Source organism: Arthrobacter sp. sptzw42 (assembly GCF_059089685.1).
This window is the reverse complement of sequence record NZ_JBNHEX010000005.1, coordinates 86,625-113,608: the sequence shown is the minus strand read 5'-3', so window position 1 is coordinate 113,608 and position 26,984 is coordinate 86,625. Positions and strand designations below refer to the sequence as shown.

The 26,984-nt window shown below is 65.3% G+C and carries 15 protein-coding genes, 2 tRNA genes and 1 pseudogene; 13 read left to right on the top strand and 5 right to left on the bottom strand.

Translation table 11 applies throughout. The annotated features are described in order from the left end of the window. Nucleotides 1–44: 44 nt before the first annotated feature. The 3 genes and pseudogenes from AC5RT4_RS08255 (at nucleotide 45) to AC5RT4_RS08245 (ending at nucleotide 6,784) form a co-directional block, all read left to right on the top strand. A complete protein-coding gene (locus AC5RT4_RS08255) occupies nucleotides 45–3,302 on the top strand; it encodes an ATP-dependent helicase (protein WP_494042026.1) in 3,258 nt (1,085 codons plus the stop codon). Next, nucleotides 3,299–4,282: pseudogene (locus AC5RT4_RS08250) on the top strand (UvrD-helicase domain-containing protein); the annotation flags it as partial. The gene AC5RT4_RS08255 and the pseudogene AC5RT4_RS08250, both read left to right, overlap by 4 nt. Before the next feature lie 168 nt (nucleotides 4,283–4,450). Then, nucleotides 4,451–6,784: a 3'-5' exonuclease gene (locus tag AC5RT4_RS08245; protein WP_494042025.1), complete on the top strand. Its 2,334-nt coding sequence runs from the start codon at nucleotides 4,451–4,453 to the stop codon at nucleotides 6,782–6,784. Here AC5RT4_RS08245 and AC5RT4_RS08240 read toward each other — a convergent pair. After that, a complete protein-coding gene (locus AC5RT4_RS08240) occupies nucleotides 6,771–8,057 on the bottom strand; it encodes a macrolide 2'-phosphotransferase (RefSeq protein ID WP_494105429.1) in 1,287 nt (428 codons plus the stop codon). The genes AC5RT4_RS08245 and AC5RT4_RS08240 overlap by 14 nt on opposite strands. Before the next feature lie 148 nt (nucleotides 8,058–8,205). On the opposite strand from AC5RT4_RS08240, the gene nudC reads away from it, so the two are divergent. From nudC to AC5RT4_RS08225, 3 genes are read left to right on the top strand one after another with little or no spacing between them, the layout of a single operon-like run. Then, nucleotides 8,206–9,228: an NAD(+) diphosphatase gene (nudC, locus tag AC5RT4_RS08235; protein ID WP_494105428.1), complete on the top strand. Its 1,023-nt coding sequence runs from the start codon at nucleotides 8,206–8,208 to the stop codon at nucleotides 9,226–9,228. A gap of 58 nt (nucleotides 9,229–9,286) precedes the next feature. After that, on the top strand, nucleotides 9,287–11,419 hold the full coding sequence (locus AC5RT4_RS08230) for an ATP-dependent DNA helicase UvrD2 (protein ID WP_494041801.1): 2,133 nt from the start codon (nucleotides 9,287–9,289) through the stop codon (nucleotides 11,417–11,419). Then, nucleotides 11,416–12,027: a M48 metallopeptidase family protein gene (locus tag AC5RT4_RS08225; protein WP_494041800.1), complete on the top strand. Its 612-nt coding sequence runs from the start codon at nucleotides 11,416–11,418 to the stop codon at nucleotides 12,025–12,027. The genes AC5RT4_RS08230 and AC5RT4_RS08225 overlap by 4 nt, the downstream gene beginning before the upstream one ends. A 3-nt stretch (nucleotides 12,028–12,030) precedes the next feature. Here AC5RT4_RS08225 and AC5RT4_RS08220 read toward each other — a convergent pair whose 3' ends face one another. Continuing rightward, nucleotides 12,031–13,512: a zinc-dependent metalloprotease gene (locus AC5RT4_RS08220; protein WP_494105427.1), complete on the bottom strand. Its 1,482-nt coding sequence runs from the start codon at nucleotides 13,510–13,512 to the stop codon at nucleotides 12,031–12,033. 309 nt (nucleotides 13,513–13,821) lie between these two features. Between AC5RT4_RS08220 and AC5RT4_RS08215 the strand changes: the two genes are divergently transcribed. From AC5RT4_RS08215 to AC5RT4_RS08195, 5 genes are all read left to right on the top strand, one after another. Next, the gene (locus tag AC5RT4_RS08215; RefSeq protein WP_494105549.1) at nucleotides 13,822–14,850 is read left to right on the top strand and encodes a YlbL family protein; all 1,029 of its coding nucleotides are present in this window, start codon (nucleotides 13,822–13,824) and stop codon (nucleotides 14,848–14,850) included. 149 nt (nucleotides 14,851–14,999) lie between these two features. Next, nucleotides 15,000–17,969, top strand: a complete 2,970-nt coding sequence (locus tag AC5RT4_RS08210) for a UPF0182 family membrane protein (RefSeq protein ID WP_494105548.1) — start codon at nucleotides 15,000–15,002, stop codon at nucleotides 17,967–17,969. A gap of 162 nt (nucleotides 17,970–18,131) precedes the next feature. Further along, a tRNA-Met gene (locus tag AC5RT4_RS08205) sits at nucleotides 18,132–18,205 on the top strand. 168 nt (nucleotides 18,206–18,373) lie between these two features. Beyond that, nucleotides 18,374–18,447: transfer RNA gene (locus AC5RT4_RS08200), tRNA-Met, on the top strand. A 141-nt stretch (nucleotides 18,448–18,588) separates the two neighbouring features. Further along, nucleotides 18,589–19,521 (top strand): cytochrome b/b6 domain-containing protein, encoded by a 933-nt coding sequence (locus AC5RT4_RS08195; RefSeq protein ID WP_494105426.1) that lies wholly within the window; start codon nucleotides 18,589–18,591, stop codon nucleotides 19,519–19,521. Nucleotides 19,522–19,558: 37 nt separating this feature from the next. Here AC5RT4_RS08195 and AC5RT4_RS08190 read toward each other — a convergent pair whose 3' ends face one another. The 3 genes from AC5RT4_RS08190 to AC5RT4_RS08180 form a co-directional block, all read right to left on the bottom strand. Continuing rightward, complete coding sequence (locus tag AC5RT4_RS08190) at nucleotides 19,559–20,989, bottom strand: cryptochrome/photolyase family protein (RefSeq protein ID WP_494105425.1); 1,431 nt, start codon at nucleotides 20,987–20,989, stop codon at nucleotides 19,559–19,561. 86 nt (nucleotides 20,990–21,075) lie between these two features. Beyond that, on the bottom strand, nucleotides 21,076–21,873 hold the full coding sequence (locus tag AC5RT4_RS08185; protein ID WP_494105424.1) for a PspA/IM30 family protein: 798 nt from the start codon (nucleotides 21,871–21,873) through the stop codon (nucleotides 21,076–21,078). A gap of 107 nt (nucleotides 21,874–21,980) precedes the next feature. Next, a complete protein-coding gene (locus tag AC5RT4_RS08180) occupies nucleotides 21,981–24,029 on the bottom strand; it encodes a TPM domain-containing protein (protein ID WP_494105423.1) in 2,049 nt (682 codons plus the stop codon). A gap of 281 nt (nucleotides 24,030–24,310) precedes the next feature. Here AC5RT4_RS08180 and AC5RT4_RS08175 point away from each other — a divergent pair, with 281 nt between their 5' ends. Both AC5RT4_RS08175 and AC5RT4_RS08170 read left to right on the top strand, forming a co-directional pair. Continuing rightward, nucleotides 24,311–25,906 carry a S1C family serine protease gene (locus AC5RT4_RS08175; RefSeq protein WP_494041794.1) on the top strand — a complete coding sequence of 532 codons (1,596 nt, stop codon included), beginning with the start codon at nucleotides 24,311–24,313 and terminating at the stop codon, nucleotides 25,904–25,906. A gap of 263 nt (nucleotides 25,907–26,169) precedes the next feature. After that, nucleotides 26,170–26,970 (top strand): electron transfer flavoprotein subunit beta/FixA family protein, encoded by an 801-nt coding sequence (locus tag AC5RT4_RS08170; RefSeq protein WP_494042022.1) that lies wholly within the window; start codon nucleotides 26,170–26,172, stop codon nucleotides 26,968–26,970. Nucleotides 26,971–26,984: the final 14 nt, after the last annotated feature.

Below are 26,984 nucleotides of genomic sequence, written 5' to 3'. Positions count from 1 at the left end.
CGGCAGAAGGCCTTGAAGCAGGGTTTGCTTCAGCAACAGAAGCCATGCCCGACGCCGGGACCGGGCTCCCTGCCCAGTCCGGCTTTCCGGGCCTCAGACTGCTGCCGCCACGGCACTTTCATGCCGACGCCCCGCTGCTGTCGTCGGATCAGCAGGCAGCTGTTGACGTGGCACAGGGCTCCGGGCCTGTCCTGGTTCCAGGGGCACCGGGAACGGGAAAAACAACGGTCCTGGTCGAAGCCGCGGTCACCCGCGTTTTTCGGGACGGAGTGGACCCTGAACGCATGCTCATCTTGGCTCCCTCGAGGCTGGCGGCGGACTCGCTGCGGGACCGGTTCACCGCCCGTCTGGACAGAAGCCTGAGCACCACCCCCGCCCGCACCTGGGCGTCCTACGCCTTCGATGTCCTCCGGCGTGCCAAGGCCGAAGGCGTGCTGCCCCTGCCAAGGCCGCCACGCCTCCTTTCCGGTCCGGAGCAGGACCTCATCATCAAGGAACTCCTTGAAGGCCACCGCCTGCCCGGGCTGGAGCTGCCGTGGCCGGAGGATCTCGCAGGAGCGCTGGAGACGCGCGGTTTCCGCCAGGAAGTACGGCAACTGTTCGATCGCGTTATCGAGTCCGGGCTGACGGCCGCTGACCTTGCTGACCTGGGCCGGCAGTGCGGCCGGCCTGACTGGATTGCCGCCGCGGGGCTGTATGCAGAGTACCGGGACGTCCTGGACCTGCGTATGCCTGAGGCTTTTGATCCGGCCGGGATCATCACCGCTGTGCGCCAGATCTTCCAGGACGTTCCAGAATTCCTGGAAGCCGAGCGCGAGCGGCTGCAGGTGGTCATCGTCGATGACGTGCAGGAGGCAAACCCGGCTGTCTTTGAGCTTCTGGCTGACATAGCCCGCAGGAAGGATTGCTTCGTATCCTTTTCCCCGGACACCGTAGTCCAGGGTTTCCGCGGGGCTCGCCCCGACCTTGTGGCCGAACTGCCGCAGCTGTTGTCGCCGGGTGCCCCGGTCCTGGAGCGGCCGCTGCGCTATGCACACCGGCACGGCCGGGTATTGGCAGACGCATGGCTGGGGGTTGCCGGCCGCATCTCCCAGCGGGCAGGCGGCCAGCTGGCACGCCAACTGGAGCAGCCGGCGGGGGACCGGGAGCAGGGCACGGTCGAAGCGCACCTGATGCCGTCACCGGTTCACGAACTGCGTTATGTGGCACAGCGCATTTTGGACCAGCACATCAACCATGGCAGGGACCTGGCCGGCATCGCAGTCATTGTGCGCAACGGCGCGCAGGTCAGCGAGCTGCAGCGTTACCTGTCCGGGCAGGGGATCCCGGTCCGGGTGCCCGTGGCCGAATCGGCCGTCCGGGACGAAGTGGCGGTTCGCCCCCTGCTCGACGCGTTCGCCGTCGCGCTGGATCCGGCGTTGCTGACCCCGGAAACAGCTGTATCCCTTTTGACGTCCCGTATCGGCGGTGCCACGTCCATCGAGCTGCGGCGGCTCCGGCAGTCGCTGAGGCGGGAGGAGCTCCTGGGCGGAGGAGGACGCACCAGCGACGACCTTCTCGTCGAAGCCCTGCTGGAACCGGGAGCGCTCTCTTCCCTCGGCATGGAAGGCCGCGCGGCGCGACGCACAGCAGGGATGATCCAGGCTGGACGGAAAGCTGCCTTCGAGCCCGGGGCCAACGCTGAGTCTGTACTGTGGGCGCTCTGGAACGCAACCGGCCTCTCGGCTGCCTGGACGGAAACGGCGCTGGCCGGCGGGCCGCACGGCGCCCGGGCCGACCGGGATCTTGATGCGATGATGGCGCTCTTCCACACGGCTGAGCGTTACGTGGACCAGATGCCCGGCGCCGGTCCGGAGCAGTTCCTTGAGTACCTGCTCAACCAGGAACTTCCCATGGACACCCTGGCCGCCCGGGCCCAGCTGGAGGACGCCGTGGAATTGATGACTCCGGCAAGTGCGGCAGGGCGGGAATGGCCTGTGGTGCTGGTGCCCGGACTCCAGGAAGGTGTGTGGCCGAACACGCGGCTCCGCGGCGAGTTGCTGGGCAGCACCCTGTACGCAGACGCCTTTGAACACGGAGCAGGTTACGCGCTGCAGCGGGATCCGCTGAGCCGGTTGCGGGACATCCGGTACGACGAACTGCGGAGCTTCTCGACGGCGGTGTCACGGGCACGTGAACTTCTGATCTGCACTGCCGTCTCCTCGGAGGACGATCAGCCGTCCTCCTTCCTGGATTATGTTTCACCCCTTCATCCGGATCAGCACGCCCGGTCCTACACACCGGTGGAGCGCCCCTTGACCTTGCGCGCTCTGGTTGCCGAACTCCGGCAGTATGCCCAACTGGACGGCCGGCATGCTGCTGAGGCGGCGGAAGCGGTGCGCGTCCTCGCGCGGCTTGCTGCTGTCGAGCCTCCCGTGGCCGGCGCGCACCCCGGAAGCTGGTGGGGGCTGCCACAGTTGACCTCTTCCGATGCCGTGGTTCCCCCCGGCGGGACAGTATTTGTGTCGCCGTCGAAAGTGGAGACCGTCCACAAGTCGCCGCTCGACTGGTTTGTGCAGGCAGCCGGCGGTGAAGCGGCCACCGATTTCGCCAGGAGCCTGGGCACTTTGGTTCACAGCATCGCCCAGGAATTACCTGAGGCGTCAGGAGCAGAATACGTAGCCGAACTCGTGCGGCGCTGGCCTGCGCTGGGGATGAAGGACAACTGGGAAGGAAGGCTTGATTTCCAGCGGGCCGAAGCGATGGTACGCAAGCTGGCCCAGTACGTGCTGGTCATGAGGAGCGAAGGCCGGAGCCTGCTGGGGGTGGAGCAGGACTTTGAGGTGAAGCTCCCCGATGTAGCTGTTGACCACGGTGCGCCCCGTGCAGCCGTCCTCCGCGGACAGGTGGACCGGCTGGAAATCGACAGCGAGGGCAGGCTGGTCATCGTGGATCTCAAGACAGGAAAACGCCAGCCGGGCAAAACCGAACTTGGCACGCATCCCCAGCTTGGCTCCTACCAGGCCGCGGTCCTTGCCGGGGCTTTCAATGACAACGCTGAAGGAGGTACCCCTGCGGTCCCGGGTGGTGCGATACTCGCCCAGCTTGGTACAGGCGCAAAAAACCCCGGCATCCAGCAGCAGGAGGCACTCGACCCGAAGGACAACTGGGCAATGGACATGGTGAAGGAGGCAGCTGCAGTGATGGGCGGCAGCGAATTTATGGCACGGCACGATCCATCAAAGGGCAGCCACGGCGGCCATGGCTGCCGGCTACCTGAAGTGTGCCCGCTGTGTGTACGGGGAAGGCAAGTAACGGAATGAGCGGGACAACAGTCTCCGCCGGGGCGCCGGAACCGCGCTTCACGCCGGAAAAGCTCTCTTTCCTGCTGGGCGAGAAGAACGTCCCCACGCCGGAACAGTCAGCCATTATCAGTTCACCGCTGACGCCGCGGCTGGTCATCGCGGGTGCAGGGTCCGGCAAAACCGCCACCATGGCGGACCGCGTGGTCTGGCTGGTGGCCAACGGCTGGGTCAGGCCTGAGGAAGTTCTCGGGGTGACATTCACCCGGAAGGCAGCCGGCGAGCTCGCGTCCCGCATCCGGGCCAAGCTGGCGGCCCTCCAGCGGCTGGCCGGGCAGGACACGGGGCACCGGCTGTTCCCGAAGGACGTGGCCACCAGTGAGTCCCTCGAGCCTAAAGTTTCCACCTATCACTCCTTTGCCAGCGGCATTGTTTCAGATTACGGACTCCGGCTGGGCGTGGAGCGGGACGTGGTCCTCCTCGGCGGCGCCCAGGCCTGGCAGCTGGCCACTGAAGTGGTGGAAGCCTACGACGGCGAATACGCGCACTTCCGTTCTGCCAAATCCACCCTGGTGAAGGCTGTCATCCAGCTTGCCGGAGAATGCGCGGAGCACCTTCAGGAGCCTGAGGACGTGGAAGCATGGCTGATGGCTCGGCTGTCCGAATTTGAGTCCCTGCCGTATCAGGAGGGCAAAAAGAAAAACCCGCCCCAGGCGGCGGCCGAGCTCGCCGGGATGCTCCGGACCCGAGCGAGCGTAGCGGACATGGTAGGCCGGTACGCGGCAGCCAAGCGGGCGCGGGGCGCCCTTGACTTCGGAGACCTGGTGGCCCTCGCGGCGAAGGTGGCGCAGGATGTCCCCTTGGCCGCCACCATGGAACGGCAGCGGTACAAGGTGGTGCTGCTCGATGAGTTCCAGGACACCTCCTACGCCCAGCTGGTGCTGTTCTCCCGGCTTTTCGGCGGAGGGCACGCGGTGACCGCAGTGGGCGACCCCAACCAGTCAATCTATGGCTTCCGCGGGGCCTCGGCCGGTCAACTCTTCCACTTCGTCCGTGCATTCCCTGTCCGCAATGGTCCAGCGGAGGCCGGGCAGTGGGCTCCTGCCCCCACCTCCTACCTGACAACGGCCTGGCGGAACGGCCGCTCCATCCTCGCGGCAGCCAATGTCATGTCGGAGTCCCTTGGGAAGGCGGAAGCCCAGCGGGGACCGGCGGGCGGGGGAGGGCGGGCTGCAGCGGATGTGCCTCCGCTGCAGCCGAGCCCGCATGCAGTTGAGGGAACAGTGGTGTTGGGGCGCTTCGGGACAGATGTTGATGAAGCGTGCGCGCTGGCTGATGACGTTCTCAAGTACCGGGTAACGGACTTCGAGCTCAAAACCGACGGCACGCCCGTACCGCCGGCCATTGCCGTCCTCTGCCGCCGCCGCGCGCAGATGGAAACTGTCCGGCGGCAGTTTGAGGCCAGGGGAATTCCCTATGAAATTGTCGGGCTGGGCGGGCTCCTGGATACTCCAGAGATCGTGGACCTTGTGGCCACCCTGCGTGTGCTGGCCGACCCTGGGCGCTCCGATTCGCTGATGCGCCTCCTGGCCGGTGCCCGTTGGCGCATCGGGCCCGCAGACCTGATGGCGCTGCGCGACTGGTCCAGCCAACTGGCGCGCCGTCGCGGGCAGGCTGCCGAAAAAACACCTGACGAGCCGTCGGATGAAGCCGGCGGAACTGTCGTCGAAAGCGATCTGACTGACGGGGCCAGCCTGGTGGAGGCCCTGGACTGGTTGCCCCGGGAGGGCTGGGTTTCTGCCAATGGCCGGTCCCTTAGCGCTGGCGCCCGCGGCAGGCTTGCGCGGCTGTCATTGGAGCTGCGGCAGCTTCGAAGCTACCTCGGTGACGACCTCACCACCCTGCTGGGTGAAGTTGAGCGGGCCATGCTGCTGGACATTGAAGTGGCAGCGCGGCCGGGCATCAGCATCCACCAGGCCCGCCGCAACCTAGATGCCTTCCAGGACGCTGCGGCAGGCTTCCTGCGGACGTCACAGCGCGTGGATATCCTCGCGTTCCTGTCCTGGCTGGAAGCTGCAGCTGTGGAGGAAAACGGCTTGGACGCGCCGGCCGCCGACGTCAACCGGGAGGCCGTGCAACTCCTGACGGTCCATGCATCCAAAGGCCTCGAATGGGATGTGGTCTTTGTCCCCGGACTCAATGCGGGGGCCTTTCCCAGTGACAGGGATTCCCGCTGGAGCAGCGGTTCGGCGGCACTGCCCTGGCCGCTCCGGGGTGACCGCGCCGACCTTCCCCAGTGGGACCTGGACCAGCCGGACCAAAAAGGCTGGCTGGACGCGGAAAAAGACTTCAAAGCGGACGTGCAGGCCCACGGGGAGTCAGAAGAACGCCGCCTCGCCTACGTCGCCTACACCAGGGCCAAGCATGTCCTCTGGGCATCCAGCCCTGCATGGGTCGGCGCAAGGGCAGGGCGTGCGCACATGTCACCGTTTCTTACCGAGCTCGAGAAACTCACAACGGTAACAGGGGTTTTGCCCCGCGCGGCTGCGACAGTCCATCCCAGGTCACTCAAGGAAGCTTCCCTTCCGGAGGAAAGCCCCCTGACCCTTGAGGCCGAAGTTGCCGTTTGGCCGTACGACCCCCTGGAGGGGCCCGTGGATCCTTGCACCGGCGAGCGGCTGCGTCTTTCGCGCGGACGGCGCGAAGCCATGGAAGCAGCTGCCGCCAATGTTCTTGCCGCCCTGGGAAACGCGCACGGGGAATCGCCCGTACCGGGCCAACCGGAAGTACCCGCAGCTGAGCCTGAGCCCGGCAAGGAGCTGACCGGCGTGGCCCGGGGATGGGCCCGCGAAGCGGCGCTGCTGCTGGAACGCCGCGCCAGGAGGAATGCCGGCAGGGACGTACACCTGCCCGGCCACATTTCCGCGTCTACCCTGGTGGAACTCCGGGAGGACCCCGCCGCAGTCCTTGGCAGGCTCCGCAGGCCTGTACCACGGGAACCGGGCATGTCGGCCCGGAAGGGCACCGCATTCCATGCATGGGTGGAGGAGTATTTCGGTACCGCCGGAATGCTGGACCTCGGCGAAGCTCCAGGCTCCGATGACCACATCGATGCTGCCTACGACCTTGACGCCATGGTGGCCACCTTCAAGGCGTCACCCTGGGCCGACCGGTCGCCGGCCTTTGTGGAGGTTCCTGTCGAAACCCGCGTGGGCGGCGTGGTCGTACGCGGCCGCATCGACGCCGTCTTCCAGGATGCCGACGGCCGGTGGGACCTGGTGGACTGGAAGACCGGACGGCGGCCGTCCGCTGCGCAGCTGAGGACCAAGGCCGTGCAGCTTGCCGTGTACCGCCTGGCCTGGGCCCGGCTGAAGGCAGTGCCTTTACAGGAAGTACGGGCAGCCTTTTTCTACGTCGCGGACAATGAGGTGGTGCGCCCCCACGATCTTGGAACAGCCGCAGAGCTCGAGGACATCGTGGCCGCTGCCCTTAGGTCCTCGTGACGTCGACAATGGAGATGGCGGCGGTGGAGGTGTCGTCCACTACTTTCCTCTCCTCCGCCTTGGGCGGAGGTTTGTTCTCCGCCCGGCTGCCGCTCTGCGCCTTGTCTGCGTCAGCGGCCTCTTTGCCGGTCTTGGCCGCGGGCTCCGCCGGGATGGCGGTGACGTGAACCGCCGGCTGGGCGGGGGCTTGGACGGGCAGCGGGACTACTGTGACGGAAGGCACCGCAACGGCAGTGCCGGCGTCGGCTGCCCGCATGACCGGCACGCCGGCAGCTGCGGGCACGTTGCCCACTGCGGGCACACTGCCCGTAGCCGGAGTCCCCGGGGCCGGCTGTGGCTCCACGCTGATAGGCTGCCCGCCGTACTCTTCGATGTCCCGGGCAAGGCTGCGAAGCATTTCCTCTGCTTCGGAAACCATGCCGGGGTCATCCGACGCGATTCCCTTCACCAGGTACTGGGCAAGGGCGAACTCGGCGGACAGTGCTGCCCGCCGCAGGAGGTGGTTGTCCGGCGTGTCGCGGCGCCCGGCAGTATAGGCACCCAGCACCGCGTCCACGAAGTCCTGCTCGTTAGAGGCTACAAGCCAGGCGAAATCGTCGGCAGGATCGCCGATCCGCAGATCGGTCCACCCGGTCACGGCAGTCACCCGCTGGCCTTCCACCAGGAGGTTATCTTCGTGAAGGTCGCCGTGCACCACACTGGGGTTGAAGCGCCACAACGAGACGTCTTCCATCGCGTGCTCCCAGCGGAGCAGCAGGGCCGGGGGGATTTTCCCGGTGGTTGCAGCCTGGTCAAGTTCATTCAGCCGGCGCTGCCGGAACTCGTTTGGCGTGTAGCTGGGCAGGTCGGCGTTGCTGACCAGCGAACGGGGCAGGTCATGGATGGCGGCAAGGGCAACGCCAATTTCGCGGGCAAGGGCATCCGGGCCAGCGGTCAATTCCTCGACGCTGCGCGTGCTGCCGGCCAGGTGCGAGTAGACGAACGTGCTCAAGGTTCCCAGCCGTACACTGCCGGCAACGGTGGGCATAAGGAAAGGCAGCTCGGCGCGGATGCCCGGGGCGAACGCCCGCAGCACGAGGAATTCCGTCTCCAGCCGGGCGCTTGCCTCGGCGTGGCGCGGCGAGCGGACCCGCCACCGCTTGCCCTCGGAATCGAGAAGGAGGGCAGAGTCGAAGTCCGCGGGGTCGTCCGGGGCAGAGCTAACGGCCGTCGGGGTCAGTCCGGGGACTGCCGCGGTTGCAACGGCTGCCAGTTCAATCGGTTTTCTTCTCACCGTTCCACGGTAGATTGCGTCCAGTCCAAGACACCGGTCCAAGGACGGCGAGTCTTCAGATAGTCCAAAACAGGGTAGGCATGCGGGCCCCGTGGGTGCGACGTGCCCCTGAATATCAATTGTCCGTTCCAGTCAGTACGGTGGACCCATGAGCCATGCGGAGTCTGTGACACCGGTCCAACCGGGAAAGGCAGCCCGGCTGCCGGCGAACCACCTGACGGAAACGGTACTCCCGGTCCCTCCTGCCCTGATCGACCGCGGATCTGTCGCCCGGGCCCAACCGGGGATGGTGGAAGAACTCCTGGCCGCAACCGACACCATGGCAGTGGTCATTTCCGGCCGGCAGGGCCTGGTCCAGGGCGGCGGACTGTTTATGGCGAAGGCAGGAGCACTGCGTGATGACCTTGCCGCTGCCGGTGCCGCACCGCGGCTGACCGTATACCTTGGTTCTGCCCTTCCTGACTCGGACCTGGCCCCGGGTACCCAGCTGCTGCTCTTCGTCCTGCCCGAAACAGTTGAGCCCGGAACGGCCGGCGTCCCTTTGGATGCAGCGTGGTCAGGGTTCCGCGATGTTGCCGGCGGACTGACCCCAACGCAGACCGCACTCTTCGTGGAAGCCAGCGCCATCGCCAACTGGCACGCCACCCACACGCATTGCCCGCGCTGCGGTTCGCCCACGGGCGTCGAGGCCGGGGGATGGGTACGGCGCTGCCCGGTTGATTCCTCGGAGCACTACCCCCGCACCGATCCCGCCATCATCGTCACCGTAGTGGGCCCGGACGGCCGCCTGCTCCTCGGCGGCGGCGGAGACCCTGCTGCCACAAATTATTCGACCCTGGCGGGGTTCGTGGAGCCCGGGGAGTCGCTGGAACAGGCGGTGGTCCGGGAGATCCACGAGGAAGTGGGAGTGCGGGTTACCGCGTGCCAGTATCTTGGCTCGCAGTCCTGGCCGTTCCCGGCCTCCCTTATGCTTGGATTTACCGCCGTCACTGAAGACGCAGAGGCAACGCCCGACGGCGTGGAGGTCACCAGGGCGCGCTGGTTCAGCCGCGAGGAACTCCAGGACGCCGTGCTCGCCGGTGAGATCACCATCTCCAGCCGGTTATCGATTGCCCGCTCCCTGATAGAGCACTGGTTCGGCGGACGTATTCAGGACCTGTCAGGTTCCTGAAACTTTAGTTATCCACCAGACTCCAGCACGCGGTAGTCGAGACGAAAAAGCAGCAAGAGTGACTACAGATATTTTTGACAGTGCAGCTTCCGTGGAGGACCGCATTCTTGGCGGGCTGGACGCGGAACAGCGCGAGGTGGCGAGCACGCTCAAGGGTCCCTTGTGTGTCCTTGCCGGTGCCGGGACCGGCAAGACCCGCGCCATCACGCACCGCATCGCCTACGGTGTGCACACCGGGGTTTACACCCCCCAGCGGCTGCTGGCCGTGACCTTCACTGCCCGTGCGGCGGCGGAGATGCGCAGCCGGCTGCGGGACCTTGGCGCAGGCAACGTCCAGGCCCGCACCTTCCACGCTGCGGCTCTGCGGCAGCTCCAGTTTTTCTGGCCGCAGTCTGTCGGCGGAACGCTGCCCAACCTGCTCGACCACAAAGCCCAGATACTTGCCGAAGCGGCCCGGCGGCTTCGGCTGAGCACGGACAGGGCCTCCATCCGGGACCTTGCCTCGGAAATAGAGTGGGCAAAAGTATCCATGCTGACCCCCGCCAATTACCTGGAAAACGCGCAGGACCGTGGCGCTCCGGGCGGTTTCGACCTCACCGCCGTCGCGAGGGTCTTCCAGTCTTATGAGGATGTCAAGACAGACCGCAACGTCATTGACTTCGAAGACGTCCTGCTGATTACCGTGGGCATCCTGCAGGAGGACGAAAAGGTCGCCGCCACCGTCCGCGAGCAGTACCGGCACTTTGTTGTGGACGAGTACCAGGACGTTTCACCGCTGCAGCAGCGGCTCCTTGAGCTGTGGCTGGGAGGAAGGGACGAGCTGTGCGTCGTCGGGGATGCAAGCCAGACCATTTACTCGTTCACCGGTGCCTCGCCGAAACACCTCCTGGAGTTCAAGGCCCGCTATCCACAGGCCAATGTGGTCAAACTGGTCAGGGACTACCGCTCCACGCCGCAGGTGGTCAAGCTCGCCAACGATCTGCTGGCCGGCCGGCGGAGCGGAGGAGCCGTTGCCGACGCGGCCTGGGCCGCGCCGCTCCAGCTGGTGGCGCAGCGGCCGTCCGGGCCGGCGCCCCAGTTCACGGAGTGCACGGACGATGAAGCGGAAGCCGCCACGGTGGCGCAGAAGATCAAGGCACTGCTCGACGCCGGCACTCCGGCCAGCGAGGTGGCTGTCCTGTTCCGCACCAACGGCCAGTCCGAAGCTTACGAACAGGCGCTTGCTGCCGCCGGCATTGGTTACCAGCTGCGCGGCGGCGAGCGCTTCTTTGCCCGCAAGGAAGTACGCGATGCCATCCTGCAGCTGCGGGCAGCCACCCGGGCAATTTCCGCCGAATCGCCGGAACCGCTGGGCCAGCTGGTCCGTGACATCGTGGCTTCCCTTGGCTACACGGATGCCGCCCCCCACAGCGGCGGTGCGCTCCGGGAACGCTGGGAATCCCTTGCGGCGCTGGTTGCCCTCGCCGATGAACTCGTCAAGAGCCGGGGGCCGGAGTTTGGCCTTGCTGAATTTGTCAACGAGCTTCAGGAACGTTCACTGGCCCAGCATGCACCCACGATGCAGGGCGTCACCCTTGCTTCCCTGCACGCGGCCAAGGGCCTGGAATGGGACGCCGTGTTCCTGGTGGGGCTCAGCGAAGGACTGATGCCCATCTCCTTCGCCGACTCGCCCGAATCGGTGGACGAGGAACGGCGGCTCCTCTACGTCGGAATCACCCGCGCGCGGGAACACCTGTCTCTGTCCTGGTCCACGGCCAGGACTCCCGGCGGCCGCGCCAACCGCAAACCGTCCAGGTTCCTGGACGGCCTGCGCCCGGATTCCGTGGCCGGCTCAAACATCAGGGGCAAAGGACCGGCTCCCCGCCGCAAGGCTGCCGCCCCGGCTGTATGCCGGGTTTGCGGCAGCATGCTGACCACCGGAGCCGAACGGAAGGTGGGGCGGTGCAGTGCCTGCCCGCCAAGCTATGAGGAACAGACCTTCGACGCCCTGAGAACCTGGCGGCGCGAGGTGGCGCTCGCTGCCGATGTACCCGCGTTCGTGGTGTTTACGGATGCAACACTCACCGCCATCGCGGAGGCCCGGCCGGCGTCGCTGGAGGAACTTGCGACGCTGGCGGGAGTCGGACCGTCAAAGCTGGAACGCTACGGGGAAGATGTCCTGCGGGTCCTGGTGGAAAGCACGTCCCTGTGATCACCACGGAGGGCGGTGCTCCCGTTGAGGTCCGCCGTTCCGCCCGCCGCACCCGCACGGTTGCGGCGTTCTGGGAAAACGGAACCGCCGTGGTCGCCATCCCGGCGCGGTTCACGGCAGCCCAGGAGAAGGAATGGGTTCACCGGATGCTGGCCAAACTGCACCGGCAGGGGGACCGGCGCTCAGCTTCCGCCAGGAGGCGTCCCGCCTCAGACGCCGCCCTGGCCGCCCACGCAGCCCAGCTCTCGGAAAGGTACCTCGGCGGAAAGGCCGTGCCGGCGTCGGTACGCTGGGTCGGTAACCAGAACTCGAGATGGGGTTCGGCCACCCCTGCGGACGGCACCATCCGCCTCTCGGACAAGCTGCGTCCCATGCCGCAGTGGGTCATCGACTACGTACTGCTCCATGAGCTCGCACACCTCCTGGTGGCCGGGCACAACGCCGCGTTTTGGAAGCTGCTGGAGGCTTACCCGGAGACTGCACGGGCGAAGGCCTTTTTGGAAGGAGTGTCCTTCGCCATGGCCCGCGGCCTGCCCGGCAGTAAAGCAGGGGACGCTACCGGCGTCACCCGTCCAGGGCAGGAGCACTGGGCGGACGACGCCGACTAGTCCTTAGCTCTTGGGCCCGCCGCCGGGCCCGTCCTGTCCGTCCTCCTGGCTGCCGGCGCCCGTCCCGTTGGTATCCGTGCCATCGGCAAGCTTGCCGTCCTGCCCGCCGTCGGCTTCTTCGGCTCCGCTGGAAGGAGCGTCGTCAAAGCCACCGCTCAGCAGCTTCTGCAGGGCATCGTCCACCTCAGTGTCGCTGGCTTCAGCGAGTTTCCGGCGTCCGCTGAAGCCACGGGGATCGTCCAGGTCCTCGGCAGTGGGCAGCAGGTCGGGGTGGTGCCAGATGGCGTCACGGCCTTCAACGCCGCGTTCTTCCTTCAGCGTTGCCCACAGCGTGGCCGCATCCCGCAGGCGGCGGGGACGAAGTTCGAGTCCCACCAAAGAGGCGAAGGCGTGCTCTGCCGGGCCACCCGTGGCACGGCGCCGGCGGACTGTTTCCCGCAGGGCGCTTGCGGATGGCAGGACCTTCTCCGTGGCCGCGGCAGTGAGTTCATCCACCCAGCCCTCCACCAGTGCGAGCGCTGTTTCCAGCTTTTCCAGGGCCTGGTCCTGGGCGGGCGTCCGCTGGGGCATGAACACGCCCTGGGAAAGGGCTTCCTGGATACCCTCCGGATTGCTGGGATCAAGGTCCCGGGCCAATTCCTCTATGCGGGAAGTATCAATGTGGATTCCTCGGGCGTAGGCCTCGATGGCGCCCAGCAGGTGGCCACGCAGCCAGGGAACCTGGACAAAGAGGCGGGCGTGGGCAGCTTCCCGGACAGCCAGGAAAAGCCGGATATCGTTCTCAGGCAGCGAAAGCCCTTCGCCGAAGGCAGCGACGTTGGTGGGCAGCAGGGCCATCTCCAGGTCTGCGAGGGGAACACCGATGTCGGTGGAGCTCACGACGTCGGTGGAGAGGGCGCCGATTGCCTGCCCCAACTGCATACCGAAGATCGCACCGCCCATGTTCTGGAGCATCGACGAGGCCCCGCCCATCATGGACTTCATCTCTTCGGGCATCTGCTCGGTCATCGCCGATGACAGTGCATTGGCGATGCTGTTCGCCACCGGCTCCGTCAGTCTCTTCCAGGTGCCGAGGGTGGCTTCGACCCACTCCGCCCGTGACCAAGCGCGCCCGATCAGGCCGGTGGCGGGAAGATCGGTGACAGGGTCGAGCCACAGTTCGGCGAGCCGGAGGGCTTCGTCCACTTCGCGGGACTGCTGGGGGTTGACTGACGGGTCAGCGCTGCCGGCTGCGACCCGCCTGGCGTTCTCGTGGGCCAGCTTCCAGTTCACCGGTCCTTCGGACGGTGCGCTCATCATGGCCTGCACCTGGGAAAACATCTGGGCCAGCAGGTTGGGGTCGTTGGGCAGGCCGGCCGCCTTGGCCAGTTCGGCAGGGTCGAAGTTTTCCATCCCCTGGCCGCCCATCAGGTTTTGCAGCATCTCTGTCAACGGGTCCCTGGGGGTGTCGTCGCCGTTGGACGGATTAAGTGGGTTGGAGGTCATGATCCCGCCGATCGTCGGTGTGACTGTTGATCAACCTTCACGGTACCCCGGTGGTGGTCGGCTGTCTGCCGCACCAGGTTGCCGTTCGCTGTCGGCAAAGAACTCCGCACGGCGGGCACCGGTAGTGTTGGTTCAGTGACTACGACCCGTGGCGGCAACCCCTCAGAGGACCACGCCGCCGAACTTTCCTCCCGCCCCTGGCACGGGGTGTCAGAGGGCTTTGAAACCGGCGCGCCGGCAGGTACCCCGGAAGCTGGAACGGCAGCGGTTCCGGGCGGACCGGAGCGCCGGGACAAAAAGGTTTCGGCCATGATGGTGGCCGGAGTAAGCGCCCTGGTGCTCGGACTCGCCGTGGGCACCCTGCCGGTGCCGTACGTCGTCGAAACACCCGGCCCGGCGTACAACACCCTGGGCCAGAGCCAGGGCAGCCCGGTCATCACTGTCACCGGCCGGGAGACCTATCCTGCAGCGGGCAACCTTGACCTGACTACTGTGTACGTGAGCGGCGGTCCCAGCAGCCCGGTGAGCATCATGGGCGTTTTTTCCGCTTGGCTCGACCCGTCCAAGGCGGTGTACCCGCAGGAGTTGATCTACCCCACCGGGACCAGCAAGGAAGAGGCCGAGGAACAGAGCTCGGTCGCCATGGCCACGTCCCAGGAGAACGCTGTGGCGTCCGCCCTTAAGGAACTGGAGATTCCTTTCGGGCAGCAGCTCCAGGCTGCAGATCTTTCCGAGGGCTCTGCCGCGGCCGGAAAAATTGAGCCCGGCGACATCCTCAAAACCATCAACGGCAAGGACATCACTTCCCTCGCTGTTATCCAGCAGGAACTGGCGGCAGGAAAGGGTGCCCCCGCCACAGTGGTGGTGGAACGCGCCGGCCGGCAGGTCACGCAGGAGATCACCCCGAAGGACAACGGTGCGGGGCGGTTTATTCTCGGTGTGATGCTCAAATACCTGTTCACCTTCCCCTTCAACGTGGAGATCTCGCTGGACAAAGTGGGCGGGCCCAGCGCGGGACTGATGTTTTCCCTCGGCATCATCGACACCGTCACTCCCGGAGACCTCACCGGAGGAAAACATGTAGCGGGTACCGGGACCATCACCCCCGACGGCGTGGTGGGGCCCATCGGCGGCATCGCTCAGAAGATGCAGGGCGCAAGGGCAGCAGGAGCCACCCTGTTCCTCGCCCCGGCTGCCAACTGCGGTGACGTGGTGGGCCATGTTCCTGACGGCCTGCAAGCGGTCAAGGTGGAGAGCCTTGCGGAGGCCCGCCGCGCCGTCGAGCTTGCCGGTTCCGGTGGGGACACATCCGGCCTTCCGGGCTGCACGACGAACTAGACTGGGCAGGAACTAAGCTTTACCGCCACTCGTGGCACTTAAGACGGACGAAACCAGCGTTTGACCGGTACGTACGTCGCTCGCACGCACGTTTCGAATAACTGACGACCAGCTATGAGGTACCGAGTTTGTCCCGTCCCGCCAGCACCATGTCCACAGGTAAACCCCCTTCAAGACGCGGGGCGTTGACGCCCACCCTGATCGTTGTCGCCCTGGTGGTAGTGGGCTTCATCTTCTTTGCCAATGTTTGGACCGATGTCCTCTGGTACCGGCAGCTTGGCTTCATCGAAGTGTTCGTTACCGAGAACCTGGCCCGGATCGCGATCTTCGCCGCCGGCTTCGCGGTGATGTTCCTTGCTGTCTTCTTCGCCATCCGGATCGCCTACCAGTCCCGGCCGGTGTACGCCCCCGACTCCGAAATCCGCGACAACCTCAACCGCTACCAGGCGCAGCTCGAACCCGTCCGCCGGGTAGTCATGGTGGGCCTGCCCGTCCTCTTCGGCCTTTTTGCCGGCAGCGCCGCGGCGAGCCAGTGGCAGAAGGTCCTTCTGTTCTTCAACCAGGAACAGTTCGGCAAACAGGACCCGGAGTTCGGCCTGGACATCAGCTTCTACCTCATGACGCTGCCGTTCCTCGGTTTCGTTACCGGTTTCCTGATCAGCGTGGTGGTGATCGCCGGTATCGCAGGCATCCTGACGCACTACCTCTACGGCAGCATCCGGCTCATGGAGCGGGGGGTCTTCACCAGCCGCGCGGCGCAGATCCACATCGCCGTCACCGGCGCCGCTTTCCTGGTGCTGCTGGGCATCAACTTCTGGCTGGACCGCTACTCTGCAGTGCAGGGCAACAACGGACGCTGGGCTGGTGCCCTGTACACGGACGTCAACGCGGTCATCCCCACGAAGGCGATCCTCGCCGTGGCAGCTCTGCTGGTTGCCGTTTTGTTCGTTGTGGCTGCGGTGATCGGCCGCTGGCGCCTGCCCGTCATCGGAACCGCAATGCTGGTCATTACCTCCATCCTGGCCGGCGGCGTCTACCCCTGGGTGATCCAGCAGTTCCAGGTGCGCCCCTCCGAAGAGACGCTGGAAAAGGAATTTATCCAGCGCAACATTGAAAACACGCGTGCCGCCTATGGCCTGGATAAAATTCAGGTTGACCGGTACGACGCCACCAACACGGCCACTACAGGAGCGCTGGCGCCGGATGCCCAGACGACCGCCAACATCCGCCTGCTGGACCCGAACCTGATCTCTGACGCGTTCTCCCAGCTGGAGCAGTACCGCCCCTATTACCAGTTCCCGGAAGCGCTGAACGTGGACCGCTACGAAGTGGACGGCAAAATCCAGGACACCGTGATCGCTGTCCGGGAGCTGAACCCCACTAACGTGGCAACCAACCAGCAGGGCTGGCTCAACCAGCACGTTGTGTACACCCACGGCTACGGTGTGGTGGCGGCCAAGGGCAACAAGTTCACCGTCGACGGTAAGCCGGAGTTCCTCCAGTCGGGCATTCCCTCAACCGGCGTCCTCGGCGATGACTCGAGCTACCAGCCCCGGATCTACTTCGGCGAGTCCTCGCCGGACTATTCGATTGTTGGTGCACCGGACGGGGCCCCGGCCCGCGAGCAGGACAGGCCGTCAGGCGAGGGGGAGACCCAGTACACCTTCGAAGGCAACGGCGGGCCCAACGTCGGCACGTTCTTCAACAGGGTGCTGTACTCCATCAAGTTCCAGTCCTCCGATCTGCTGCTGTCGGACGGTGTTAACCCGGAGTCGCAGATCCTGTACGAACGCAACCCCCGTGAACGCGTGGAGAAGGTTGCCCCATACCTGACGGTTGACGGCAACGCTTACCCGGCCGTGGTGGACGGCCGGGTCAAGTGGATCGTGGACGGCTACACCACCAGCCAGTACTACCCGTACTCCCAGCAGGAGCAATTGTCGGACGCCACTGCTGACTCCCAGACTACGTCCGGGCGTGCGGTCGCCCTGCCCAACAGCACGGTCAACTACATCCGCAACTCGGTGAAGGCCACGGTTGATGCCTACGACGGGTCAGTCACCCTGTACGCCTGGGACGACCAGGATCCGCTGCTGAAGTCCTGGCAGAAGGTCTTCCCCACGTCGCTGAAACCGTTCTCGGAAATGTCCGGCGATGTCATGAGCCACGTCCGGTACCCGGAGGACCTGTTCAAGGTCCAGCGCCAGCTGCTGGGGGAGTACCACGTCACGGATCCGTCCAGCTTCTACAAGACCAACGACGCCTGGAGTGTCCCCGCGGATCCCACAGTGGACACCGACGTCAAGCAACCGCCGTTCTACATGTCCCTGCAGATGCCGGACCAGGAGAAGCCGGCCTTCCAGCTGACGTCATCGTTCATTCCGCAGATCGTCAACGGCAACGCCCGCAACGTTCTCTACGGCTTCCTTGCAGCTGACTCCGACGCCGGCAACCAGGCGGGTGTTAGAGCTGAGAGCTATGGCAAGCTGCGGCTGCTGCAGATCCCGCCGGAGATCCAGGTTCCCGGGCCGGGCCAGGCACAGAACAAGTTCAACTCTGACCCCACCGTTTCGCAGGCCCTGAACCTGCTCCGCCAAGGTGCTTCGGACGTGCTGAACGGCAACCTGCTCACACTTCCGGTGGGCGGCGGCATCCTTTACGTCCAGCCGGTTTACCTCAAGTCCACCGGTGAGACGTCCTACCCGACGCTGCAGCGTGTCCTTGTGGCCTTTGGTGACAAGGTCGGCTTCGCCCCAACCCTCGACGAAGCGCTTAAGCAGCTCTTCGGCGGCGACTCGGGGGCTGCTGCCGGTGACTCCGACAACAACGGCCAGACGCCCGCGGATCCGGCGGCTCCGGCCACCCCGGCGGGCGCAGATGCCAAGGCCGAGCTGAGGGCAGCGCTGGACGAGGCAAACGCTGCCATCCAGGCAGGCCAGGCCGCATTGTCAGCCGGTGACTTCGCAGCCTATGGTGAAGCGCAGAAGCGCATTGCAGCTGCCCTCCAAAGGGCGGTGGATGCGGAGGGCAAGATTCCGGTTGCCGCTCCCGAGGCAACTCCGGCTCCAGCTTCCACCGCGACGCCCGAGGCCACGCCTTCGCCTTCGCCCACCAGCTGACCACCCGGCAGCTGGCCGGCCATCGGCCTGCTGACCGGCAGCTGACCAGCACGTCGCCACCGTCGCCCGCTCCCTCCGGAGCGGGCGACGGACCGGCGAGACGGAGATCACGCCCCCGCGATTTGGCCTGGCGTTCACCGGCCGGTAAAGTAGTTCTTGCGACGCGGGGTGGAGCAGTTCGGTAGCTCGCTGGGCTCATAACCCAGAGGTCACAGGTTCAAATCCTGTCCCCGCAACTGACGGAAGTCCCGGACACTGGAAACAGTGTCCGGGACTTCCTGCTTTAAGCCGCCAGCCCGGACGCAGCGCGTGCGGGACAGCGTCACTGCCGGGTCTGGAGTTAGGCCGCCACTATGGATCGTGTAAAAACCTGCCGCCGAAGTAGGGTAGTGTTGTTTCAGCGACGCGGGGTGGAGCAGTTCGGTAGCTCGCTGGGCTCATAACCCAGAGGTCACAGGTTCAAATCCTGTCCCCGCAACTATGAGAAGGCCCCGACCGGCAGACAAGCCGGGCGGGGCCTTCTTTTTCCTTACTTGTGGTTAGTTCCTAGTATTCTCTTTCGCAGAGCCTCACAGATTGTGAGCACTTCGCCAGTCATTCTCGAGAGGAATGTTGCTCGATGTCCACACCCACGAAAAGGCCCGGCACTGCCGCGGGCAAGCGGTCCCGACTCTACTGGGGTGTCCCCGCGGTCCTCGCGGCGCTGGTCCTCGTGGTGTTGATCGCCAAGTGGCTGATGGGCCTGCCCGCCGTCGCTTCATTCGTAGCCAACTATCCGGGCCATTCTGAGCTGCCGGCAGAAGCCCCGGAGGGATTCCCGGCCTGGCTTGCCTGGCAGCACTTCCTAAATGCTTTCTTCCTGCTGTTGATTATCCGCACTGGATGGCAAGTACGAACCACAACGCGCCCCAGCGGTCACTGGACGCGCAACAACAAGGGATTCATCAAGACCAAGAACCCGCCCACCAAGATCAGCCTTGAACTGTGGTTCCACCTCACCCTGGATGCACTCTGGATCCTCAACGGCCTGGTCTTCGCGGTGCTGCTGTTCGCCACGGGGCAGTGGATGCGGATCGTTCCCACCAGCTGGGATATCTTCCCGAACGCGCTTTCAGCCGCCCTTCAGTACGCCTCGCTGAACTGGCCCACCGAGAACGGCTGGGTGAACTACAACGCCCTTCAGTTGCTCTCCTACTTCGTTACCGTGTTCATCGCGGCGCCGCTGGCATTCATCACTGGCTTGCGCATGTCCTCAGCCTGGCCCAAGAAGTCTGCCGGCCTCAATAAGGCCTACCCCATCGAATGGGCGCGGGCCGTCCACTTCCCGGTGATGATCTACTTTGTTGCCTTCATCGTGGTGCACGTTTTCCTGGTGCTCGCCACTGGGGCGCTGCGGAACCTCAACCATATGTACGGTGTGAGGGACGACGACGGCTGGTTCGGGTTCTGGGTCTTCCTCGCCTCGTTGGTGGTCATGGCCGCGGCTTGGTTCCTGGCCCGCCCCATCTTCCTGCGGCCGATTGCGTCCCTGATGGGCAAGGTCAGCCGGTAGTACCTGCCGGCCGGCATCCGTCCCGCTCGCGGGTCCCTCAGTCCTTGAGTCGGCTGTAGGTCTCCAGGGCCCTTCCGCGCGACTCAGGCAGCCCGACCAGGGGCTCCGGGTAACCCGGCACGTTGTCGGCTTTCCACGGCTCGTGGATGGTCTTGCCGTCAAGGCCGGCGAGTTCAGGGACGAATTGGCGCAGGTACCGCCCAGCCGGATCGAACTTCTTGCTTTGCGTTACAGGGTTAAAGATGCGGAAGTAGGGGGATGCGTCCGCTCCTGAACCTGCTACCCACTGCCAGTTGGCGGGGTTGCTTGCGGCGTCAGCATCAACAAGGGTGTCCCAAAACCACTGCTCACCAATGCGCCAGTCGGCCAGCAGGTTCTTGACCAGGAAGGACGCCGTCGCCATGCGCACGCGGTTGTGCATCCAACCGGTCTGCCACAACTGCCGCATCCCCGCGTCCACCAGGGGGTAGCCGGTGCGGCCCTGCTGCCAGGCCTTCAGTTCGCCGCTGCTGAGTGACTGCCACTCAAAGCGGTCAAACTCCGGCCGGTAGTTGCGGGTGGCCAGGTTGGGGTTGGTATCCAGAAGATGCCAGCAGAATTCCCGCCAGCCGAGCTCGGACTGGAAGATCCCGACGTCGGCCGGCACCTTGCGGGGGAACCGCTGCCGGATTTCCCGCCACACCCGGAAGGGGCTGATCTCGCCGAAGCGCAGGTGCGGGGAAAGGCGGCTGGTTCCTTCGACTGCGGGCACGTTCCGGCCCGTCGCGTAGTCTTCCGCCGGTCCGTCCAGAAAGTCTTCCAGACGGCGCCGGGCACCGTCCTCTCCCGGTTCCCAAGTGTCGGCCAGGCCCCCGCTCCAGTCGGGGGAGTGCGGCAGGAGGTGCCAGCTGTGGAGATCTTCTCCGGCAGGAAGTCCCCCTCCCGGGCCTGGGGCGGGAGGGGGAAGCTGGTCCGGTGCACCGTGCGGCTCCCTGATGTCCCCTGCAGCGAGGCAGGCCCGCCAAAAGGGCGTGAACACTTTGTAGGGTCCGCCGCCGCCGGTGCGGATAGTCCAAGGTTCGAAGAGGAGGTTCGCCTGGCAGCTCGATGATGAAACGCCGTTGTCCCTGGCCCACTTCTCCACGGCGGCATCCACCGTGCGCTCCGGCAGTCCGTAGCGCCGGTTCCACAACAGGTGGGCAGCGGCCGTCTCGGCAGCCAGTTCCCGGAGAACGGTGGCCGCAGGTCCCCGGCGAAGGAGGAGCCGTGACCCTGCCTGCTCCAACGAGGTTGCCAGCGCGGAGAGCGAATGGTGCAGCCACCACCGGCTTGCTCCGCCCAGGGGCCGGATCCCCGCTGACTCCTCGTCGTGAATAAAGACAACGGTCACAGGCAAACCCAGCGCCGCCGCTTCGGTCAGTGCCGGGTTATCGTCCAGGCGGAGATCGTCGCGCAGCCAGACGATGGAAGTTGCATTGGAGGAAGCCATGCCACCACGGTACACAAACGGGCATAAGTAAGGCCGGGGTGGTGACCCCGGCCTTACTCGCCATCAGGGAAAATCCCTGCCAGCCGTCAGAGCTTGTCGAAATCAGCTTCGTTCACGGTGGACTCAGAACCCGCTGAACCGCCGGCACCCGCACCAATGGCAGGCTTGGCTGTGCCACCGGACTTCAGCGCGGCAAGGCGTGCTTCAATTTCCACCTGCTCGCCGAGGTCCTCAAGCTGGTTGAACTGGGCGTCCAGGCTGGACTCGGTGAGCTCCTGCTGTCCGCTGACCTTGGCCTCTTCGCGGCGGATCTTCTCTTCGAAGCGGCCCACTTCGCTGGTGGGATCCATGATGTCGATGCTCTTGATGGCATCGTGCACCTGCGACTGCGCGGCCGCCGTCTTGGAACGGGCCACCAGTTCGTTGCGCTTGCTGGTCAGCTGGTTGAGCTTGCCCTTCATCTGGTCCAGGCCGGTCTTGAGCTTGTCCACCACTTCGCGCTGGGAAGCAATGCTCGGTTCGGCCCCCTTGGCCTCGTTCTCCGCGGCGATCTGGCGCTGCAGTGCAACTTTGGCGAGGTTGTCAAACTTCTCCGCATCAGCCGGATTTCCGCTGGCGCGGTACTCGTCGGCCTTGCGCGACGCGGCGAGGGCCTTGTTGCCCCAGTCGCGCGAGTTCTTGACGTCCTCGTTGTAGTCGTCCTCGAGCATGCGAAGGTTGCCGATGGTCTGCGCCACGGCGGACTCTGCCTCGGCGATGTTGTTGGTGTAGTCCCGGACCATCTGGTCCAGCATCTTCTGCGGATCCTCAGCATTGTCCAGCAAAGTGTTGATGTTTGCCTTTGCCAGCTGTGCGATACGGCCGAAAATGGACTGTTTAACCATGGTGTTACCTTTCGTCCTGCTCTGTGGTGAGCACTGAAATCAGTGAACAGTTGTGTTGGTACAGATCGGTCAGCCGTGTGGTTCCGGCCGGGAGTGGGTTGCAGCTCTCAGAAGCTTCCGGAGTCGCCTCCGCCGAAGTCCCCGCCGCCAAAATCGCCACCGCCAAAGTCTCCGCCGCCCCAGCCGCCGCCGTCACTGTGGCCGCCGCCCCAGCCGCCGCCACCGCCGCCGTTGAGGATGGAGTTGATCAGGATGCCGCCGAGGATGGCACCGCCGAGTCCGCCGCCGCCTCCTCCGCCGAACATGCCGCCGCGGCCGTAGCCCTGGTTCGCGTAGCCATCGAAGTGGTCGACATCCGCCTGGGCCAGCTGGGCCGCCTGGGCAGCCAGGGCGTGGGCCTGCTGGGCGTACGTCAGGGCGGTTACCGGATCGGTGCGCGCGATGGACAGCGCGTAATCCAGGTTCCGCTGCGACTCCGCCAGCCGCGTGCGGGCTTCCGTTCCCACGCCACCGCGCCGGGCGGTGATGTAGTCGGAGGTGGCGCTGATCTGGGCCTGGGCAGACATGATGGTCTGCTGGAGCGACGCCTGGGCCCGGCGGGCCTGTTCCTGCTGGTCCCGGACACCGCTGAGCGCCTGGTCGAGTGACTGGTGGGCCGTCTCTACCCGCTGCAGTGTGGCGATGGGGTCGATCTTTCCGCCCTGGATTTCAGCCTTCACCTGGGCCAGTGCCGCTTCCACGGCGGCCACTGGGCCGGCAAGCTCCGAACGGGTTCCTGACTGGATCATTGCCCTTGCCTGCGCGAGGTCGTGGGACGTGTCCACTACTGCCGAGTCCAGGCTGCTGCGGGCCTCATCCAGGCTGGACGAGCGCTTGGAGATCGCGTCGAGGAGGACGTTCGTCTGGTGCAGGCTCTCCTCCGCGGCGCGGACTGCTACGGCGGCGAGGCTTCCTTCACCTTCACCCAGTTTCTGTTCTGCAGTGGCGGAAGCGTTCTGAACGAAAGCCAGCCGTTCCTTCGCCTGCAGGATGTTGTCCGAAACCTGTGCCAGCGCGGTCTCGGCATACTTGCTCCGAAGCGCGGTGAGGGACTGTTCGGCGCTGGAGATTTTCGCGTCAGCTTCCCGGGCTCCGGCGTTAACGGCTGCGAGTGCGCGGGGGGCGTTCTTTTCCAGCTCCCGGAGGGAATCGAAGTCTGCCTTCTGCTCCTGGAGTGACGCCAGTGCCGCCTCAGACCGGCGGATGATTTCGCCGAGCCAGGCGCGCTGCTGCTCTTCGGTGTCAGGAATGTGGTCGTCCAACTGCTGCTGCAGCTTGAACGATTCGGTCATGTGGCCCTTGGCTTCTTCGAGTGCCTTGGTGAAGTTGCCGACGGCGGAGTCGCCGTACTGCGCCTGGGCGAACATGAGTTCCTGCTCGCTGGACTTGATGGCGTCGTCGGCCTCGATGAGGAGGGAGCCGCTCTTGCGGCGCAGCTCCTCGATGGTGTGTGACGCCAACGGATCAACTTCGGCACCCTGCGGACCGTAGCTCGCGCTGGACGCCTGAGTGGCAGCTTTCCTGCGCTTGTTGCGGAAGTACAGGTACGCGCCGGCACCGCCAGCAGCCACGACTCCTGTTCCTACCAGGACAGCTGCGCCGGCACCGTCACCCGAGGGGACGTTGCCGCTGCCGCCGCCGGCTGCATCGCCGACTGCCGCAGCAGTGTCGATGGCTGCCTGCGCGAAATCACGCTTTCCGGCACCGAGGTTGGCGGCAATGGCGTTCTGCGAGATGTTGGAGCGCTTCGAGTAGATGGAGCTCGCCGAGTTCGGGGCGAAGTAATACCGCCCCTGATCTGTTGCTATGGCGAGAATGACATCAGCACGGCCCATGCCTTTTGCCTTGGCTACTTCCTGTCCCCAGGCGGCAGGATCGGCCGGGTTCTCGAAGGACCTAACCGTGACAACGTAGAGGTTGTACTTGTGGTCCTTCAGAAGCTTTTGTACGGCTTCCTGAACCTCGCCCTTGCGGCCGCCAAGGACATTGGCGTTGTCAACGACGTTTGTTCCGGACGGAATGGTGACCGGCGGCTCAGCCGAGGCCGCACCGGCAGGCACTGCCAGCAGCCCGGTAAGGCCGATCACGGCGAGAATACGTATGAACTTTGACCGCATGTGCAACCCTTCAGCACGCCTGACACCGATTCGGGACGAACCGGTCGTCTCAGAATGCAGCAGCGCCCCCACGCATGTGTGTAGCCGCAGGTCGCTGTGGCAATCATCTTGATTCTATGGTGCACCCCACAGGCCGTCCATTGAGCCGAATATGCCACCAGCGAAACGGTCGGAAACCGTGGGAACAGGCATAGGAACTCCAGCAAGCTCTCAGCAAACATCCGAGCTTGTTACAGGCAGGGAGTCCATAGTTAATTCAGACGAGGATGAAAGGAAGTCCCATGACTGAGAACCAAACCCCCGGCGTGTCTCCTGAGGGCCGCGGACCGGGCGGCCAGGATCCCTGGCAGCAGCCCACCGCCGACGCCGGGCGCAGCGCCGGGCAGGTTCCGGGTGCGGATGACGCAGTAGCCTCAAGCCGCGGGAACCCCACCGAGGAACTTCCGGGAGCGCGCCCGGCCTACCCGCAGCGCCAGCCGTCTCTCCAGCGCCAGCCGTTCTACGGACAGCCCGCTGCAGAGCAGACAAGCCCGGACCAGTCAGCGCACCACGAAGCCCCGGGGTCCCAAACCCACGACGGCTACTACGGCCAGGGCCAGCACAACGCCCAGTACACCGCACCCGGCGGTTATGGAGGCATGGTTCCAAACCCGAAGGACGCTCCGCGCAGGAAGGCGTCTTTTGGCGTCGGCACCTTGGTGGCTAGCATCCTGGCTGCAGGCCTGGTGGGCGGGGGAGTAGCAACCGTTGGCGCCGGTGAATTCTTTGACAACTCCGGTTCCACGGCTGCCACCAGCAGCAACAGCCAGCCCGGAACCGTCATCGTCAACAACCAGGATGACGTGAACGCCATAACGGCGGCCGCATTGAAGGCCTCGCCCAGTGTGGTGACCATCAGCGCTTCAAGCGGCGGCGCGGGGGGCACGGGTTCCGGCATCATTCTGGACGACCAGGGCCATGTCCTCACTAATACGCACGTGGTCACTCTGGATGGCCAGTCGGCCAACGCCGCCCTCGAAGTCCGGACCAGCGATGGCAGGGTTCTTACTGCCAAACTGGTCGGCACCGACCCTTTGTCAGACCTCGCCGTTATCAAAGTGGATAACGCCTCCGGCCTTACACCTGCCACGCTGGGCGACTCGGGGAAGCTCAACGTCGGCGACACTGCCATTGCCATCGGCTCACCGCTGGGTCTGACGGGCACGGTGACTGACGGTATTGTCTCCACGCTCAACAGGACCATCAGTGTCGCCTCTGCTGCAGCCCCGGAAGAGGGAGACAGCGCCGAGGGCGACGACGAGGGCGGGTTCCAGTTTGCACCCCCGGGGGGCGGCCAGAGCCAGCAACCGACGGCCCAGAACGACATCTCCATCAACGTGATCCAGACCGATGCCGCCATCAACCCCGGCAACTCAGGCGGTGCCCTGGTCAACAGCAGCGGCGAGATCATCGGCGTCAACGTGGCCATCGCCTCGGCCGGATCTGACTCACTGTCCTCCTCCAGCGGCAACATCGGTGTGGGCTTCAGCATCCCCATCAACCACGCCAAACGGGTTGCGCAGGAGATCATCGATACCGGGAAGGCGTCACATGGGCAGCTGGGCGTCAGCGTCAAAGAAAAGCCCGCCTCCAGCAACGGTTCGGGTTTCTCCGTCGGCGCGGATGTCGCCACCCTTGAGCCCGATTCGGCTGCGGCCAAAGCCGGAATCAAAGTGGGCGACGTCATCACCAAGTTCAACGATCTCGCCATCGGTGAACCGGAGCAGTTGACGGCAGCCGTACGCGAACAGCCTGCTGGTGCAAAGGTCAGGATCTCCGTCCTGCGCAACGGTGCAGAGCAAACCCTGGATGTCACCCTGGGGGCCGCAGCCAGCTAGCACCGCGCTTGCAGCAAGGACAGGAGACCAGGGAAGGCTCGACGGCGGTGTCCCCACTTCGGCGGGGACGTCGCCGTCGTCATTTGGGAACACCAGCGGAAAAGCTGATGGCCCTGACACAGGGGTTAACGGAAGTCGGCGCGCGGGCGCGCCTATGTGGTTAGCTAGGACCTACCCGTACGCCGGGCATTCCGCGGCCATGACCTCACCCGGCTGGCTGTCCACAAGCATGGAAGGCTGCTGTCGATACAGTGGAGAAGACATTGAAGATCATCGTCCTGGTCAAGCATGTACCGGACGCCCAGTTCGACCGTCACCTCAACGGGGAGGGGTACACGACGGACCGTGACGAAAGCATTTTGTCCGAACTGGACGAGTATGCGCTGGAGGCCGCCCTGCAGCTGGCCGAGGCGCGCGGTGGCAGCAAGGCAGGCAACCAGGTCATCGCCCTCAGCATGGGTCCCGCCGGTGCGGTGAACTCGGTCAAGAAGTCCCTGCAGATGGGTGCAACCGAGGGCGTGCACCTGTCGGACCCCGCCCTGGCGGGCTCGGACGCAGCCGCTACATCGCTGGCGCTTTCCGCAGCCGTCCGGTACCTGGGCCAGGACGCCCCGGTGGACCTGATCATCACCGGTATGGCCTCGACCGATGGCGAGACCTCCCTGGTACCGGCGCAGCTGGCTGAACGCCTCAACCTTCCCCAGGTCACGTTCGCCTCGTCCTTGGACGTGGACGGCGGACGGCTCGTGGCCCGGCGCGATGCGGACATGAGTTCCGAGACGGTGGAGGCCGACCTCCCCGCGCTGGTCTCAGTGACCGACCAGATCAACGAGCCGCGCTACCCCAACTTCAAGGGCATCATCGCCGCCAAGCGCAAGACCATCACCACCCTGTCCCTCACCGACGTCGGAGTCGATCCTGCCCAGGTGGGGCACGCCGGTTCCTGGACCACTGTGACCAACGCCGAGGAGCGGCCACCGCGCACCGCCGGCACCATCATCACCGACGAAGGCGACGCCGGCATCAAGCTGGTTGATTTCCTGGCCGCCCAGAAGCTGCTCTAAGAGGGAACACCAAC